Origin of the sequence: Phycicoccus sp. Soil748 (assembly GCF_001428025.1) — a bacterium.
Taxonomy (GTDB): Bacteria; Actinomycetota; Actinomycetes; order Actinomycetales; family Dermatophilaceae; genus Pedococcus.
Genome location: NZ_LMSC01000006.1, coordinates 211,242 through 227,117 on the forward strand (window position 1 = coordinate 211,242; position 15,876 = coordinate 227,117).

A 15,876-nucleotide genomic window follows, 5' to 3' on the forward strand; every position below is an offset into this window, starting at 1 on the left:
ACGGCTGAGCATGATCCTTCCCGAGGTCAGGGACCCGCGGTTCGTGACGATCCGCCGTGGCGGCACCCTCACCGACGCCGACCACCACCTGTTGGCCCTGTGGGCGGCGACCTGCGCGGAGCACGTCCTCGAGCTGTTCGAGTCGGTCCGGCCCCGGGACACGCGACCACGGGAGGCGATCGCGCACGCGCGCCGCTGGGCCGGCGGCGACGTCGGGATGATGGAGGCACGCGCTGCGGGTGGCCACGCGATGGGCGCCGCCCGCGACCTGCGTGGGGCGCCGAGGTTCGCCGCGTACGCCGCCGGCCAGGCGGCCGTTGTCGCGCACGTGGCGGCGCACGAGCTCGGCGCGGCGGCATACGCGATCAAGGCCGTTCGAGCCACGGTCCCCGCCGACGAGTCGGTTGCCGTCGGGCGCCTCGAGTGCCGGTGGCAGCGCGAGCACCTGCCCGACGCGATCCGTGAGCTGGTGCTCGACGACCAGCGGCTGCGCAACGAGATCTGCTGGTCGGTCTTCGAGGTCTGAGCAAGCTCACCCGAACAGCCATACAGCGCCGCAACCTGCGCATTCGTGGCAGGTGGGGCGAATCGTCGTGTTACGTTCCGCTCAGTCGAGTGGTTGCTGCTGCACACGGACCCCCGTGATGTCGTTCACCACGTCTGTTGGGGGTTTCTCGGTATGCGGTGTGTGCGTGGACGCGGTCCTGCTGTGACGGTGGCCGCCCTCCTGGGGCTGTCGGTGGTCGGCGTCGAGGCGGCTACGGCACCCGCAGCCCTCGCCGCCCCGGCGACGCCGACGTACGCGGTCACCGACACCGTGTCGGTCGGCAGCGGCCCGGGCCCCATCGCGGTGAACCCCCGCACCGGCCGCGTCTACGTCGGGAACCAGTCCGACCGGACGGTCACGGTCCTCACGACCCCGGACGACGCCGTGGCGGCCACCGTGCCAGTGGGCGGCACGCCCTTCTCGGTCGCGGCCAACCCCACGACCGGCAAGGCCTACGTCACCACGGGCACCGGTGGGTCGGGTGACCACCCCGGCGATCTCGTCCTCATCGACGCCTCCAACTCGGTCGGCCCCACGCGCTCGCTCCAGCAGGACGGCGACGGCCCGCACTTCGGTGTCGCCGTCAACTCGGTGACCGACGACGTGTACGTCAGCCACTTCTACGGCAACTCGGTCACTGAGTACTCCGGCGCGACGCTCGCCCCGACGTCGCGGACCTTCTGGGCCGGCCCCATCGTGACTGGTGTGTCCGTCGACGAGCAGACCAACCGGCTCTACGTGGCCAACCTCGATGCCCGAACCGTGGCGGTCATCAGCGGCTCGACGCACCAGTGGCTGGCAGCCATCCCGGTCGCTGGACGACCGGCCGGCATCGCGGTGGACCCCTCCAACCACACCGCCTACGTCGCCACCGACGCCGGCACGGTCGCCGTGGTCGACACCGTGACCAACCTCGTCGTGGGCACGGTGCCGGTGGGCCGGGCGCCCAGCGGCGCTGCGGTCGACCCCAGCGCGGGAGTCGTCTACGTGACCAACAGCCAGGACGGCACGGTGTCGGTCATCGACGAGGCGACCAACACGGTGACGGCCACCATCCCAGTCGGGACGAAGCCGGGCGGCGTGGCCGTCGACCCGGGCACCCACACCGCGTACGTCACCAACAACGGCAGCAACACGGTGTCGGTGATCCGGACCGTTGCCTCGGCGCCCTTCGTCACCAACGTGCCGACGGGCGCGGTGGCCGCCGGTGCCTTCACCGCGACCGTGGACACGAACGGCGACGGCACGCGCTCCGTGAGCTCGTCCACGCCCGAGGTGTGCACCACCGACGGCCTGAAGGTGCAGCTGGTCGGCGTGGGCACGTGCACGCTGACCGCCGCCGTGGGCGCGGGCACCGAGTACGGCGCCGCCACCGGTTCGCCGCAGTCGTTCCAGGTCGCGCAGGCCGCGACGACGACCACGCTCACCGCGCCGGGTACCGCGACCGCCGGCGACAAGGTGACGATCACCGCTCACACTGCGCCGACCTCCGAAGGCTCGCTCACCCCCACGGGAACGGTCGACTTCTACCTCAACGGCTCCTCCACAGCGTTCGCCACGGCAACCCTGGCCGCCGACGGCACCGCGAGCACCACCACCCGTGACCTGCCTGTCGGTTCCGACAGCATCGTCGCGGTCTACAACGGCGACGCGAGCTTCACCACGAGCACCTCGAAGGCCGCCACGGTCACGGTGAGCGCGGCCCCGACCCCGGCGCCGACCACCACGACCCGCCCGCCGGCGGCCGCTGTTCCGACCACGTCGCCGACCACCGAGGCGTCGCAGGCGCCGGCCGACGAGCTCGCCCGCACCGGCTCCGATCCCGTCCCGCTCGGGTTCGCCGGCCTCGCGCTCGTCTTTGCAGGTGCAGGTGCCATCGCGCTCAGCCGTCGTCGTCCGCGGGGCCACCACAGCTGAGGCCCACCCCCCAGCGCCAAGGACCCCCGACGATCAGGTCGGGGGTCCTTGGCGTTGGAGCCGGTGACGAGATCCGGCACCCGGGCTCGCTCCGCTCGCGGAGGTGCCTCCCGATTCTCGGCCTGCTGTCGATGCAGACACAGGTGAGGCCCCCAAACGAATAGCGTGTTTGGGGGCCTCACCTGTGTCTGTCTGTCTGAGCCGGTGACGAGAATCGAACTCGCGTGTCCAGCTTGGGAAGCTGGCGCTCTACCATTGAGCTACACCGGCGCACACCGCCTCACCGGCGGTGCGGCAGGAGTCTAACCGACGACCCGCCGCAGACCGGACACCCCTCGACACGGGTTCTACCCTCGGCTCGTGAGCGCCATCAACCTGGTCCCCCTGCTGCGGCCCATGGGGCCTCGCGACCCGCAGGAGGCGCACCGCGTCGCCTCGCCGCTGGAGCTGCTCTTCGACCTCGTCTTCGTCGTCGCCATCGCCAGTGCCGCCGCCGAGCTGCACCACGGGCTCTCGACCGGTCACTACGAGGCGGTGGTCGGGTTCGGCCTCGTCTTCTTCGCCATCTGGTGGGCGTGGATGAACTACGCCTGGTTCGCCTCGGCCTACGACTGCGACGACGTGGTCTACCGCCTGCTCACCTTCGCCATCATGGCCGGCTCGCTGCTGCTCGCCGCGGGGGTGCCCGACCTGTTCGACGACGGCCAGTCCGTCGCCGTCGTCGCGGGGTACGCGCTCATGCGCCTGGCGATGGTCGCGCTGTGGCTCCGTGTCGCACGGGGGGACACCCCACACCGCACCACCGCGATGACGTATGCCGTGGGCATCACCGTCGTGCAGGCGCTCTGGATCGGACGGCTGGCCCTCGACGGCTCGGCGGTGCTCTACGGCTCCTTCGCCGCCCTCGTCCTGGCAGAGATGGCAGTGCCGTGGCTGGCGGAGCAGCGCGGGGGTGCGACGCCGTTCCACCCGCACCACATCGCCGAGCGCTACAGCCTGTTCACGATCATCGTGCTCGGGGAGGTCATCCTGGCCAGCGTCCAGGCGGTGCAGGGCGTCCTCGCCAAGCCCGCTGTGGGTGAAGCCGACGGCAGCGGGGGCAGCAACGCCGGCCACACCGCTACACCGGTCGCCGAGGGAGGGGCGGGGCTGACCCCGGGCCTCGTGCTGCTGGCCCTCGGCGGTCTGCTCATCGTCTTCTCCCTGTGGTGGCTCTACTTCAAGCGCGACCACGTCGACCTCATCGGGCACGGCCGGACGATGACCTGGGTCTTCTCCTACTCCCACGTCCTGGTGTTCGCCGCCGTCGCGGCGGTCGGCGGGGCGCTGGCGGCTGCCGTGGACGTCGTCGAGCACCAGTCGGCGGTGTCGTCACGTTCCGTCGCGTTCGCCCTGGCCGTCCCGGTGGCGGTGTACTCGGTGGTGCTCGGCCTGCTGCACAGGGCGGCCGACCGCAGCGCGCGGACAGCGGTGCCCGCCCTGTCGCTCGCCGCGGTCGTGCTGGCCATCGCCGCCCTGGGGCTCGACATGCCACTGGCTGTCCTGCTCATCGGCCTGGCCATGGCGGGCGGGGTCGCCCAGCACGTCGTCGCCGCCCAGCGCCTCCTCGCCCAGCGCGTCCCCACCGCGGGCTGACGAAGCCCGCTGCCGCGCGCGGTACGGGCGTTAGTCTCTCCCCGTGCTGCTCAGCGACCGTGACATCAAGGCCGAGATCGACGCCGGACGGGTGGTCCTCGACCCGTGGGACCCCGAGATGGTCCAGCCGTCGAGCATCGACGTGCGGCTCGACCGCTACTTCCGGCTGTTCGACAACCACAAGTACCCCTACATCGACCCCGCCGAGGAGCAGCCCGACCTCACCCGGCTCGTCGAGGTCGAGCCCGGCGAACCCTTCGTGCTGCACCCGGGTGAGTTCGTCCTCGGGTCGATCTACGAGACCGTCACGCTGCCCGACGACGTGGCCGCCCGCGTCGAGGGGAAGTCGAGCCTCGGCCGCCTCGGCCTGCTCACCCACGCCACCGCCGGCTTCGTCGACCCCGGGTTCACGGGTCACGTCACGCTCGAGCTGAGCAACGTCGCCACCCTGCCCATCAAGCTCTGGCCGGGTATGAAGATCGGCCAGCTGTGCTTCTTCCGCCTGTCCTCGCCGGTCGAGAACCCCTACGGCAGTGCGAAGTACGGGTCGCACTACCAGGGGCAGCGCGGCCCGACGGCCAGCCGCTCGTTCCAGAGCTTCCGCGCCACCGAGGTCTGAGGTGGCCGCCACGGCATAGTCCGGCGGGTGCCCGCGTTGGACCGCAGGACGTCCTGCACCGGTCAGCCATCCGTCGGGGGAGCGGCGTCGAACACCCGACGTCACCCCTTGCACGAAGGAGACCGCACGCCCATGCCCGCCGCACGCCTGCTCTGGCCCACCGAGGTCGAGGATCCCCGCGCCGTCGTCCTGGTGCTCCACGGCGGCCGGTCACGCGGCCGCGGAGCGGTGCGACCGTGGCAGGGTGCCGTGCTGCGGATGGGGCCGTTCGCCAGTGCCGTCGCCCAGGCCGGGGAGGGCGAGATCGCCGTGGCCGTACTCCGCTACGCCGTGCGCGGCTGGAACGGTGACGAGGCGAGTCCCCTCGCCGACACCCGGCTCGCCCTCGAGCAGATCGCGGCGCGTCACCCCGGTGTGCCGATCGGACTCCTGGGCCACTCCATGGGCGGGCGGGTGGCGCTGCACCTCGCCGACGACCCGCGCATAGAGGCCATCGCCGCGCTCGCGCCCTGGGTCGAGCGGCCCGACCAGCCCCGCTCACACCCCGGCCTGCACCTGCTGGTGATGCACGGCTCGATGGACCGGATGACCTCGGCCAAGGCCTCACGCGCGATGGCCACAGCCATCGAGGGCCTGGGCGCAGACGTCACCTACGAGCGCGTCACCGGCGACAGCCACGCCATGCTGCGCCGCGCCCAGCACTGGCACGAGCAGTCGGCCGGCTACCTCGCCCGCCACCTGCTCGAGAACGCCGCCGGTCAGGACGGCTCCGACGTGCACGGGCGCACGCATCTGCCTCAGGACTCCTCCGTGCACCGTGCCCACTGACCCCCGCACGTGACCCATCGCCCGCTCAGGTGGTGGCGGGTACGGAGCGGGGCCGGGTTCGCCGGCGTTGTCGCCGTTCGGTGAGGGCGGGGTCCTAGGAGCCGGGGTTCAGGTCCCACTCGACCCGGGGCCGGCCGGTCCTGGTGCCACTTCCGTCGCCGTTCTCGCCGTTCTCGCCGTCGTCGCCGTCGTTGTCGTGGGTGATCCGTGCGCTGTAGCGGTGGGTGTGGACGGTGCTGTGGTGGGCGCGGCAGAGCAGGGCGGCGTTGTCGATGCTGGTGGGGCCGCCGTCGGCCCAGTGGACCAGGTGGTGCGCGTCGGTCCAGCCCGCGGGTCTGGTGCAGCCGGGGAACGTGCACCCGCCGCGGTCGCGCAGCCACAGGTGCCGGACCTGGGCCCGGTCGAACAACCGCCGCCCCCTGCCCTGGTCCAGGACCTCCCCGGCGGTGCCGAGCACGACCGGGACGACCTGGGCGTCACACGCGAGGCGGCGCACCGTGCCGGCGGTCAGGACCTCCCCGGTGCGGGTGGTCCCGGCGCCGCGGCACCGACCCTCGAGGACCTGCAACGGGATGGTGACGACCAGGGCGGTCTTCGCCTGCCGCGGCACCCCCTCCGGCGCCCCGACGGCGCGGGTGACCAGGTCGAGCAGGGCGTCCACGCGCCGCGCGGCGGGGGTGCGCGGGTCACGCTCCCCGGTGCCGGTGTCGGCGTCACGCGCGGGTTTGGCCAAGGCGTCGACGGCGGCGTCGACGATGGCGGCGCCCTCGTCGTCCAGGACCGGGGTGTAGCGCCACATCCCGACCGGGCCACGGCCCTTGACCAGCGACCGGTGTGCCCGCCGCACCGCGGCGTCGTGCTCGACCACCCGGTCCGGGCGCAGCAGCTGCCCGGCGTGCCTCACCGCCGCGGCGAGCTGCCGCTCCTCCAGACCAGCCGGGCCGCGCGCGGCGTCGACCAGCGTCGCAGTCACCTCGCCCAGCACACCCGGGTCGGCCAGACCCCGCACGGAGCGGTGGAACCGGCAGACCAGCGCCGCCTTGCCCACCCCACCGCACCCGCCCGGTCCTGCGCGGACGGTGAGGCCGCGTCCACCACCGCGTCCACGAGCTCGTCGAGGCGGTGGTCACCACCATCGACCGAGATCCCGGCTGAGGCCATGGCGGTGGCGACCTCGTGCGCGTCGAGCAGGTCCCGCGTCGACAACGACGGCGCCGCCGCCCGCGCCCAGTCCACCGCACCCCACCCCTGCCCGGCGCCCAGGCTGCGACGCTGCGCCTCGGCCAGCACCACCACCAGCTGCGCCCGCGCCGCCGCCACCACCTCACCCAGCACGCCGATGGCCGCGGCGACCTCGTCGTCCCGCAACGCCCACACCCGCCCCGACCCAGCCCCGGTCAACGCCCCCAACGCCACCGCGGCCCCGCCCAGCACCGGCCGCCCGAAACCCCCGACAGTGCCCTCCACCGCGCCCTCGCCCGCACCCTCGAACACACCGTCAACGGTGAGGGTCGAAGCATCCGGACTGGTCGCCATACCCAGGACACTATCGGCGACCACCGACAACCCCACGCCTTCATCCACAGGGCTGAAACCATTGTGGCAGAAGGGTTTTCGTGAGGAGGTCAGCGCTCTTCGGGGATGCTCACGGCATACCGCTCGACGATGCGCTCGGCCACGACGAGCTCGGGGGAGAGGTCGCGGTCCTCCATCCCGGCCGGCAGCTCGGCGCACCGCGCGAACGCCGCCGCCAGCTCTCCCACCGGCCGCACGCCCCGCATCCGCAGCGCCCTGACGGCACACACGAGCTCGACCGCCAGCAGCCGACGGTAGGCGGTCGTCGCCTCACCGAGCCGAACCGCAGCCATGCCCGCGAAGCTCGCGTCGTCCTCGATGCCCGCCGACACGCCCGCGGTCTGCACGCTCGACGGGGTCGAGGCATGACCGCGGATCGTCGAGAGGGCGGACGCGGCGACGTACTCGGCGATGAGCACGCCCGACGAACCCGGCGTGGCGTCGGAGAGGAACAGCGGGAGGCCGCTCGCCGCGTCGGTCAGCACGTGGCTGACCCGCGACTGCACGGCTTGCGCCGAGCGCGTGAGGGCGAGCAGCGCGGTGTCCACCGCGAGCACGAGGTATGCCGCGTGGAAGCCTCCGTGGTGGGTGACCTGTCCGCCGTCGGGGGTCACGGTGAAGAGGGGGTTCTCGGACGCGGTGTTGGCGGCTGTCTCGACGACGGAGCGCAGGTCGGTGACGGTGTCGATGACCAGACCGTGCACCTGCGGCCAGGTCCGCAGCCCGAAGAAGTCCTGGAGGTGGGCCGGCTCGCCGGGCTGCCCCTCCAGCAGCTCGCGCAGCACGCGGGCCACCGCACGGGCACCGTCGAAGGGGGTGGCGTCGGCGGCAGTGCGGCTCACGGCCTCCGGGTTGCCCCGCAGGGCCAGGAAGCTGAGGGCGCACACCGTGTCGGCGGCGCGGGCGAGGGCGTGGAGCGAGGCGGCGTGCAGACCGGTCTCGGCGATGGCGAACGCGTTCGACGACATGAGGGGCAGCGCGTCGGCTGAGGTGAGCGACAGGTCGCGGCGCTGGTGGCCCCCGGCTCGCGCCCGCTCGCCGATGAGGGCGAGGCCGACCTCCGCGAGCGACGTGAGGTCTCCGGTGCCGAGCGACCCGTAGCGGTGGACGACCGGCAGGTCGGCGGCCTCGGCCCCGACGAGACCGGCCAGCGCCTGCGCCAGCTCCGGCGACGCCCCGGAGCCCCCGGCCAGCAGCTGGTTGGCACGCACCGCCGCGGCCGCGCGAACGACGGGTTCGGGGACGACGGCACCCCAGCCCGCGGCGTGCGAACGCAGCAGCCGCAACCCGTGCTCGACCTCGGAGTCGGTGCTCTCGGCGCGGGCGGCACCGACGCCGGTGGTGCGCCCGTAGACCGGCCGCTCCGCGCTGACCTCGGCCGCGAGCCGGTGCGACGCCGCGGCACGCTCCAGGGCCTGCGGGTCGATCGTGGCCGTGGCGCCGCCCGCCGCCCGCAGCAGTCCGTCGAGGTCGAGGGTGCGCCCGTCGAGGTGCAGCGTGGGTCCTTCGCGGTGCAGGGCTTCGTCCACACGCGCAGTATCGCGCGGGCCCGGCGGCGCGCGGAGCCGGACTCCGAGGTCCGCGGAGCCCGGCTCGCGAGGTCGGCGGAGGTCTCGGGGAGGTCTCGGGGAGGTCTCGGGGGCAGTGTGCTGGTCGGTGGGCTGCATTAGGTTGGCTCGCATGATCGTCTTCGACGGGGTGACCAAGACGTACCCGGACGGCACGGTGGCGGTCGACGACCTGAGCCTCGAGGCCCCCAGCGGCAAGATCACCGTCCTGGTCGGCCCTTCGGGCTGCGGCAAGACGACGTCCCTGCGCATGGTCAACCGGATGATCAAGCCGACGTCCGGCACCATCTCGCTCGACGGCCGCGACACGAGCCGGATGAAGGAGGCCGAGCTGCGTCGCGGCATCGGCTACGTCATCCAGCACGCCGGCCTGTTCCCCCACCGCACGGTCCTCGACAACGTCAGCACCGTCCCGCGGCTGCTCGGGGTCAACCGTCGCGACAGCGAGAAGCGGTCGATGGAGCTGCTCGAACGCGTCGGCCTCGACCCGGCGTTCGCCAAGCGCTACCCGGCCCAGCTGTCCGGCGGCCAGCAGCAGCGCGTCGGCGTCGCCCGAGCCCTCGCCGCCGACCCGCCGGTCATGCTCATGGACGAGCCGTTCAGCGCGGTCGACCCGGTGGTCCGCGAGCAGCTTCAGGACGAGTTCCTGCGCCTGCAGGGCGAGCTCGGCAAGACCATCATCTTCGTCACCCACGACATCGACGAGGCCATCAAGCTGGGGGACCAGGTCGCGGTGCTGCGGGTCGGTGGCAAGCTGGCCCAGGTGGCCGAGCCCGCCTACCTGCTGTCCCACCCGGTCGACGACTTCATCGCCGACTTCGTGGGGCGCGACCGGGGGTATCGCGCGCTGTCCTTCCAGCCCACGCCTCGTCTGCCCCTGGCCCAGGAGCGCACCGTCGCGATGGGCGAGGACGTGGCGCGCCTCGACACCGACTGGGTGCTGGTGGTCGACGAGCGCAACCACCCGCTCGGCTGGGTGGAACCCCGCCGCGTCCACGGCGAGGTGACGAGCGAGGTGCTGCACCGCGGAGGCACGGTGGCGCGGGCGAGCGGCCCACTGCGAGCGGCCCTCGACGCGGCCCTGTCCAGCCCCAGCCGGCGCGGCGTCATCGTCGACGACGCGGGCGCCCTGGTCGGCACGGTCCGTGCCCACGAGGTCCTCACCGCCATCGAGGACACCGACCGCCCGGAGCTCGAGGACCCCGACCACCCCGGCGCCGCCTCGCCGGCCGCGTCCGGCACCAGCGCCCCGACGTCCGCTGCGAGCGCCTCCTCAGCTGCGGGCACGGTTTCCGACGCGAGCGCCTGAGGCCTCGTCATGACCTGGTTCATTGACCACCTCGACGACGTGCAGGCCCGCACCCTGCAGCACGTTTACCTCGCCGGGCTCCCGCTGGTGCTCGGGCTGCTCATCGCCCTGCCGTTGGGCTGGCTCGCCCGGCGCTACAAGCCCCTCTACGCGCCGTTCACCGCCGGGTTCGGGCTCCTCTACACGATTCCCAGCCTGGCCCTGTTCGTCCTGCTGCCGGGGCTGCTCGGCACCAAGATCCTCGACCCGGTCAACGTCGTCGTGGGCATGACCCTCTACACCGTGGCGCTGCTCGTCCGCACTGTCGCCGACGGACTGGGTGCGGTGCCCGAGGACGTCCAGCAGGCGGCGACGGCGATGGGCTACACGAGGGTCAAGCGGTTCTTCGCCATCGAGCTCCCCCTGGCGGTGCCCGTGATCTCGGCCGGCCTGCGTGTGGCGGCGGTGAGCAACGTCAGCATCGTCAGCGTCGCCGCCGTGCTCGGCATCCCCCAGCTCGGCCTCTTCTTCACCGACGGCTTCGCCCGCGCATTCTACGACCCCCTGGTCGTCGGCATCATCGCGTGCGTCGTGCTCGCCCTGTTCTTCGACGCCGTCATCGTCCTCGCCACCCGCGCCCTGACGCCGTGGCTGCGTGCGACGGGAGCCCGCTCGTGATCCCCGGCATCATCGACTGGCTCACCGACCCCGCCAACTGGTCGGGCCCGGACGGCGTGCCCGCCCACCTCTTCGAGCACATCTGGTACTGCGCGCTCGCCCTCCTCGTCGCCGCAGCGGTCGCCATTCCGGTCGGCCTGGCGATCGGGCACACCGGCCGTGGACGCTTCCTGGCGGTCAACCTCGCGGGGGCGGCACGCGCCATACCGTCGCTGGGCCTGCTCTTCGTCCTGGTGCTGTGGCTCTTCCCCAAGCTGACGGGCGACTCCGCCTTCCTCGTGCCGACCCTCATCGTGCTCGTCGTCCTGGCGATCCCGCCGATCATGGCGGGCGCGTACGCAGGGGTGGAGGGGGTCGACCCCGCAGCCCGTGACGCCGCGCTGGGCATGGGCATGACCGGTGGCCAGGTGCTCCGCAAGGTCGAGGTGCCCTGCGCGCTGCCGCTCATCTTCTCCGGGCTGCGCTCCGCGACGCTGCAGGTGGTCGGCACCGCGACGATCGCCGCGGTCGTCGGCACCGGAGGCCTCGGGCGCTTCCTCATCGACGGCCAGAAGGTGCAGGACTTCCCCCAGATGGCGTCCGGTGCGCTGCTCGTGGCCCTGTTGGCCCTGGGGCTGGACCTGCTCCTGGCCCTGGTCCAGCGGGGCGTCGTGTCCCCCGGCCTCACGGGCCGCACCGTCCGCCGTGGGAATACCCCCGTGGACGTGGAGATTGACCCTGCTGGGCGTACCGTCGACGCACCGGCCCGATGACCCACCCGAGTTCCACCCACCCGAGTTGGACCCACTGAGGAGCAGGACCGTGAAGCTGAGCAGAATCACCCTGACCATCGCCACCGCCGCGGCCCTGATGACGACGGCTGCCTGCGGCAACTCCGGCGGTGACCCGCTCTCCACGAAGAGCTCGTCGTCCGGCGGATCCGCCGCGGGTGGTGTCACGGTCGGCTCCGCCGACTTCCCCGAGAGCGCCCTGCTCGCCGAGATCTACGCCGGCGCCCTGGAGGCCAAGGGGGTCAAGGTCACCAAGAAGCTGAACATCGGCGCCCGCGAGGTCTACATCCCCGCCCTCCAGGACGGCTCGATCGACCTCATCCCCGAGTACACCGGCGTGCTGGCCCAGTACTTCGACAAGAACGCCAAGGCCACGGACGCCGACGGCGTCTACACCGAGCTCAAGGCCGCCGTCCCCGCCACCCTGACCGTGCTCGACAAGTCGGCGGCCGAGGACAAGGACGCCCTCGTCATGAAGAAGTCCAAGGCCGACGAGCTGGGCGTGAAGTCCATCGCCGACCTGCAGGGCAAGAGCAAGGACCTCGTCGTCGGTGGCCCGCCGGAGTGGAAGACCCGCCTCACCGGCATCCCCGGCTTCAAGAAGATCTACGGCCTGGAGTTCAAGCAGTTCCGCCCGCTCGACGCCGGCGGCCCGCTGACCCTGCAGGCGCTGAAGTCCGGCCAGATCGACGCGGGCGACCTGTTCACGACCGACCCGAGCATCGCCGCGAACGACCTGGTCGCGCTCGAGGACCCCAAGAACATGTACGCCGCGCAGAACGTCGTCCCGCTGATCACCAAGAGCAAGAGCAACCCCACCATCGAGGGCGCGCTCAACGCGGTCTCCGCCAAGCTCGACACCGCGACGCTGGCGGCCCTGGTCAAGGAGGTCGTCGCGGACAAGAAGGACGCCGACGTCGTGGCCAAGGAGTTCCTCTCCAAGAACAACCTCGGCTGAGGCAGCACACCGGCAACACCAGAGAGCCACCGCGAGACCCACGACAAGGGCCGGGTGAGGGTGCCCCCAGCACCTCACCCGGCCCTTGTCTTTCGGGCCCCGGCCCGTTGGCCCGGTCCCCGCGACGGTGGGACACGCCCCTCCACGTCTCCCACGGCCACGGCGCCGGACCTACCGCGACCAGCGTGGCGGTGCCGTCCCGACGAGGCATCGGTGAAACCACCGATATTGCACGGTGGCCGTCGGTAGCCTGACGTGGTGCTGACTCCCTGCGTGGGGCGCGACGAGGCCCTTGATCGCCTCCGTCTGCTGCTGAGTGGTCACCGGTGGGTGACCCTCACCGGTGCTCCGGGGTGCGGCAAGACGCTGGTGGCCCGTCACGCGGCGGCGGCTGCGACGAGCTCCGCGTGGGTGACCGGCCACGGGCACTCGACGCGCGAGTCGCTCGTCACCGCCTGCCTCGACGCGCTCGGGGCCGACGTCGCGCCGGGCGACTCCCCGGAGGCCGCGTTCAAGCGGGCCCTCGACGGCCGCGACCTCCTGCTCGTCCTGGACGGGGTCGACTCCATCGACGGACTGGGCGAGGTCCTCGACGAGCTCGTCGACGAGGCAGCGACCTTCCGCCTGCTGTGCACCGCGACCACCGTCGCCGGTCGGCCGCACGAGCAGGTCATGCGCCTGCAGCCGCTGCCTCTGCCGACCGCGTCCCAGCCGTTCGAGGGAGCCGCGGTCGAGCTCCTGCTCTCGCGGGTGGCGGCGGCCGGTGGCCACATCCTGGACGTCGTCCAGCACGAGCGCACGCTGCGGCGCCTGCTCCAGGCCAGCGGTGGCCTGCCCTCGCTCATCGAGCAGCTGGGCGTGCAGATCGCGCTGGTCGGGGTGAGCGACGTGTCCCCGGCCGGTTCCATGGACGAGGCCGTCCGCGCGTCGTACGAGCTGCTCGACGAGGACCAGCGGCGATGCTTCCGCCGGCTCGCCGTGATCGGCCTGCCCGTCGGCCTCGACGTCGTCGCCGACGTGTGCGGCGTGTCCCGGGCCCAGGCGGTCCAGCTGGCCTCGGCGCTCTCGCGCAGGAGCCTCGTCGAGGTCCACCCCGACGGACGGTTCGCGATGCTGGTGCCCCTGCGCGAGGTCGGGCGCGCACTGGCCGCCGAGACCGACGACGAGGCCGGGGCGTTCGAGGGGCTGGTCGCCTGGGCCGACCGTGTCCTGCCGCGCGACTTCTTCGCCGGGGCGGCGAACGAGCCGTGGCTCGCCGAGCTCGACCTGTTGGCCATGGCGGTCCGCCACGCCTGCGGCACGGAGGCCACCCGTCCCCAGGGGTACGCGCTGGCCAACCGCGCCTTCTCCACCCTCTACACCGCGATGCGGGTCCGTGAGGCCGTGAACCTGTTGGAGTCGGTGCTCGACAGCGGGGACGGGCCGCCGCTCATCGGCTCCCAGCTCGCCCGCCGCGCCGGCATCTGCGCGTCCGAGGCGCGCGGCACCTACGAGGGACTGCGCCTGCTCGACCGGGCCGAGCAGCACGCGGCCGCACTCGAGCCCGGCAGCCGAGACCTCGAGCTCGCCCGCAACGCCGCCATCAGGGCCGAGATGCACCTGGACGCCGGCAACCTCGCCGAGGCGCGCGCCGACGCCGAGCGGACGCTGCGGCTCGGCCGGCTCGACCCGTACGTCGTGCGCCAGGTGCGCCGCACGCTGATGGACGCGTTCGTCTCGGGTGGCGACCTGGACGAGGCGGAGCGTCTCGGCCCGCTGGTCGTCGACGCGCCCCCGGCGGACGAGATGTGGATCGCCCTGTCCGCGAGGACCCTGCAGGCCGAGATCGCCTGGGAGAGAGGGCAGCTCGTGGAGGCGGAGTCGCTCGCGGAGTTCGCCCGGGCACAGTCCCAGGAGATCCACGAGGACCGGATCGCCCTGCTGGCCGACACCGTGCTGCGCCGGGTCACCGGCCGCCCGGGCCTGCCGGTGGAGCTCGAGACGCTGCCGTGGGCGGTGCGGGTCGTGGTGCAGCTGCAGGACGCCCGCGACCTCCTCGCGAGCGGTGAACCGTCCCGCGCGGCCGGTCGCGCCGCCGACGCCGTCGTGCTGGCCGACAGCAGCCGACTGGGTCGCGACGGCGTCCACGGTCGCCTGCTGGTGGCGGATGTGCTGATGGCCCTGGACGACCCGGCGCAGGCTCGCCCCTCCTACCTCTCCGCCCTGCGGCGCGCCGGCGAGGTGCCGATGCCGTTGCGCGCCGCGGACGCGCTCGACGGGCTGGCCGCGGGCTGCGAACCCGGCTCGGCTGCCTACCGCCAGCTCGCCGGAGCGGCGGCGGCGCTGCGGCTGCCGCGCCGTGCGGTGGCCCACGGTCGTCCGGGTGTGCCCTCCGTCGTGGGCGCGGTCCGGGACTGCCCGCCCGGGTGGGTGGTGGGTGGCCGGCTCACCGCGGTCGGTGTCGCCGGGGCCGCCGGCCTGCTGGCGGCAGCGAGCGAGCCGGAGGCGTCCTCGCCCCTCGCGGTGCTCACCCGCGCCGAGCGTGCGGTGGCCGAGCTGGTGTCGGAGGGCCTGACCAGCCGCCAGATCGCCGAGCAGCTGTTCGTCTCCCCGCGCACCGTCGACGCCCACCTGTCCCACATCTTCCGCAAGCTCGAGATCAGCTCGCGCGCCAAGCTGGCGGCCCTGATGGCCGAGGTCGCCTGAGCCAACCGAACCCGGGCCCGCGCCGAACCACCCCCGTGCCCGACCTCACCTACCGCGTCGTCATCCGCCTGTGCCGAGCCCTGTTCCGGGTGCTGGGGCTGCGGATCGACATCGACGGCGCGCACCACCTCCCACGGACCGGCCCGGTCGTCGTCGCGGCCAACCACAGCAGCTTCATCGACTTCATGGTCGTCGGCCTCGTGGGGACGCGGCGCGGGCGCCTCATCCGGTTCATGGCCAAGCAGGCCGTGTTCGACGCTCCGGTCTCCAGCCAGCTGATGCGCGGCATGGGCCACATCCCGGTCGACCGGGCGCACGGGGAGACGGCGGCGCGGACGGCGTACCGGGCGCTGCAGGCGGGCGAGGTCGTGGGCATCTACCCCGAGGCCACCATCGGGCGCGCCTTCGAGGTCAAGGACCGGGCCGACCTCAGGCGGGGGGCCGCCTACCTCGCGCTGTGCACCGGTGCGTCGGTCGTGCCGGTCGCGCACTGGGGCGTGCACCGGGTCCTCACCGTCGGCGGGCGCGTCAGCCTGCGGCGGGGCACGGCCGTGCGCGTGCTCGTCGGCGAGCCCCTCACGCGCCTGCCGGGTGAGGACGCCGAGGGCCTGACCAACCGGTTGCACGCCGTCCTCGCAGCGATGGTGGAGCAGCTCTTGGACACCTACCCGCAGACGCCGGCCGAGCCGGGTACGGCGTGGTGGTGGCCGGCCTCGCGCGGCGGGGCCGCCCCGGGAACGCAGGAGGCGCGCCTCCTCGACGAGGAAGCGCGCCTCCTGGCGGACGCAGGCCGACGCGGCCGCTGAGG

Annotated in this window: 14 protein-coding genes and 1 tRNA gene; 11 read left to right on the top strand and 4 right to left on the bottom strand. The window is 73.0% G+C overall.

Annotated elements, in window-relative coordinates; translation table 11 throughout:
• Positions 1-10: 10 nt before the first annotated feature.
• Positions 11-526 carry a putative immunity protein gene (locus tag ASG70_RS06025; protein WP_056882940.1) on the top strand — a complete coding sequence of 172 codons (516 nt, stop codon included), beginning with the start codon at positions 11-13 and terminating at the stop codon, positions 524-526.
• A 189-nt stretch (positions 527-715) separates the two neighbouring features.
• Positions 716-2,464, top strand: coding sequence for an Ig-like domain repeat protein (locus tag ASG70_RS06030; protein WP_162253890.1), 1,749 nt, complete (start codon positions 716-718; stop codon positions 2,462-2,464).
• Positions 2,465-2,663: 199 nt separating this feature from the next.
• Here ASG70_RS06030 and ASG70_RS06035 read toward each other — a convergent pair.
• A tRNA-Gly gene (locus ASG70_RS06035) sits at positions 2,664-2,734 on the bottom strand.
• A 90-nt stretch (positions 2,735-2,824) separates the two neighbouring features.
• On the opposite strand from ASG70_RS06035, the gene ASG70_RS06040 reads away from it, so the two are divergent.
• From ASG70_RS06040 to ASG70_RS06050, 3 genes are all read left to right on the top strand, one after another.
• Positions 2,825-4,099, top strand: coding sequence for a low temperature requirement protein A (locus ASG70_RS06040; protein ID WP_056882942.1), 1,275 nt, complete (start codon positions 2,825-2,827; stop codon positions 4,097-4,099).
• A 43-nt stretch (positions 4,100-4,142) separates the two neighbouring features.
• The gene (dcd, locus tag ASG70_RS06045; protein ID WP_056882943.1) at positions 4,143-4,718 is read left to right on the top strand and encodes a dCTP deaminase; all 576 of its coding nucleotides are present in this window, start codon (positions 4,143-4,145) and stop codon (positions 4,716-4,718) included.
• 132 nt (positions 4,719-4,850) lie between these two features.
• On the top strand, positions 4,851-5,546 hold the full coding sequence (locus ASG70_RS06050; RefSeq protein ID WP_056882944.1) for an alpha/beta hydrolase: 696 nt from the start codon (positions 4,851-4,853) through the stop codon (positions 5,544-5,546).
• A gap of 94 nt (positions 5,547-5,640) precedes the next feature.
• Here the strand turns inward: ASG70_RS06050 and ASG70_RS06055 are convergent, their stop codons facing one another.
• The 3 genes from ASG70_RS06055 to ASG70_RS06065 all read right to left on the bottom strand — a co-directional run bounded on the left by ASG70_RS06055 (position 5,641) and on the right by ASG70_RS06065 (position 8,650).
• Positions 5,641-6,519, bottom strand: coding sequence for an HNH endonuclease signature motif containing protein (locus ASG70_RS06055; RefSeq protein WP_235531374.1), 879 nt, complete (start codon positions 6,517-6,519; stop codon positions 5,641-5,643).
• Complete coding sequence (locus tag ASG70_RS06060; protein WP_156399848.1) at positions 6,516-7,082, bottom strand: hypothetical protein; 567 nt, start codon at positions 7,080-7,082, stop codon at positions 6,516-6,518. Before ASG70_RS06060 ends, ASG70_RS06055 begins: the two co-directional genes overlap by 4 nt.
• An 89-nt stretch (positions 7,083-7,171) precedes the next feature.
• Positions 7,172-8,650 carry an aromatic amino acid ammonia-lyase gene (locus ASG70_RS06065; protein ID WP_056882947.1) on the bottom strand — a complete coding sequence of 493 codons (1,479 nt, stop codon included), beginning with the start codon at positions 8,648-8,650 and terminating at the stop codon, positions 7,172-7,174.
• 151 nt (positions 8,651-8,801) lie between these two features.
• Here ASG70_RS06065 and ASG70_RS06070 point away from each other — a divergent pair, with 151 nt between their 5' ends.
• The 6 genes from ASG70_RS06070 to ASG70_RS06095 all read left to right on the top strand — a co-directional run bounded on the left by ASG70_RS06070 (position 8,802) and on the right by ASG70_RS06095 (position 15,874).
• On the top strand, positions 8,802-9,998 hold the full coding sequence (locus ASG70_RS06070) for an ABC transporter ATP-binding protein (protein WP_082590180.1): 1,197 nt from the start codon (positions 8,802-8,804) through the stop codon (positions 9,996-9,998).
• 9 nt (positions 9,999-10,007) lie between these two features.
• Positions 10,008-10,655: an ABC transporter permease gene (locus tag ASG70_RS06075; RefSeq protein WP_056882948.1), complete on the top strand. Its 648-nt coding sequence runs from the start codon at positions 10,008-10,010 to the stop codon at positions 10,653-10,655.
• Entirely contained in the window at positions 10,652-11,407 is a 756-nt protein-coding gene (locus ASG70_RS06080) for an ABC transporter permease (protein WP_082590182.1), read from the top strand. Before ASG70_RS06075 ends, ASG70_RS06080 begins: the two co-directional genes overlap by 4 nt.
• Before the next feature lie 49 nt (positions 11,408-11,456).
• Positions 11,457-12,383, top strand: a complete 927-nt coding sequence (locus tag ASG70_RS06085; protein WP_369818876.1) for an ABC transporter substrate-binding protein — start codon at positions 11,457-11,459, stop codon at positions 12,381-12,383.
• 258 nt (positions 12,384-12,641) lie between these two features.
• Complete coding sequence (locus ASG70_RS06090; RefSeq protein WP_156399850.1) at positions 12,642-15,068, top strand: LuxR family transcriptional regulator; 2,427 nt, start codon at positions 12,642-12,644, stop codon at positions 15,066-15,068.
• 35 nt (positions 15,069-15,103) lie between these two features.
• A complete protein-coding gene (locus ASG70_RS06095; protein WP_056882950.1) occupies positions 15,104-15,874 on the top strand; it encodes a 1-acyl-sn-glycerol-3-phosphate acyltransferase in 771 nt (256 codons plus the stop codon).
• The last annotated feature ends 2 nt before the right edge of the window (positions 15,875-15,876 follow it).

Excerpts from the sequence above, each read along its gene's own strand:
- ASG70_RS06025 (WP_056882940.1), top strand. The coding sequence starts at position 11 with ATGATCCTTCCCGAGGTCAGGGACCCGCGGTTCGTGACGATCCGCCGT.
- ASG70_RS06050 (WP_056882944.1), top strand. The coding sequence starts at position 4,851 with ATGCCCGCCGCACGCCTGCTCTGGCCCACCGAGGTCGAGGATCCCCGC.
- ASG70_RS06060 (WP_156399848.1), bottom strand. The coding sequence starts at position 7,082 with ATGGCGACCAGTCCGGATGCTTCGACCCTCACCGTTGACGGTGTGTTC.
- ASG70_RS06070 (WP_082590180.1), top strand. The coding sequence starts at position 8,802 with ATGATCGTCTTCGACGGGGTGACCAAGACGTACCCGGACGGCACGGTG.
- ASG70_RS06075 (WP_056882948.1), top strand. The coding sequence starts at position 10,008 with ATGACCTGGTTCATTGACCACCTCGACGACGTGCAGGCCCGCACCCTG.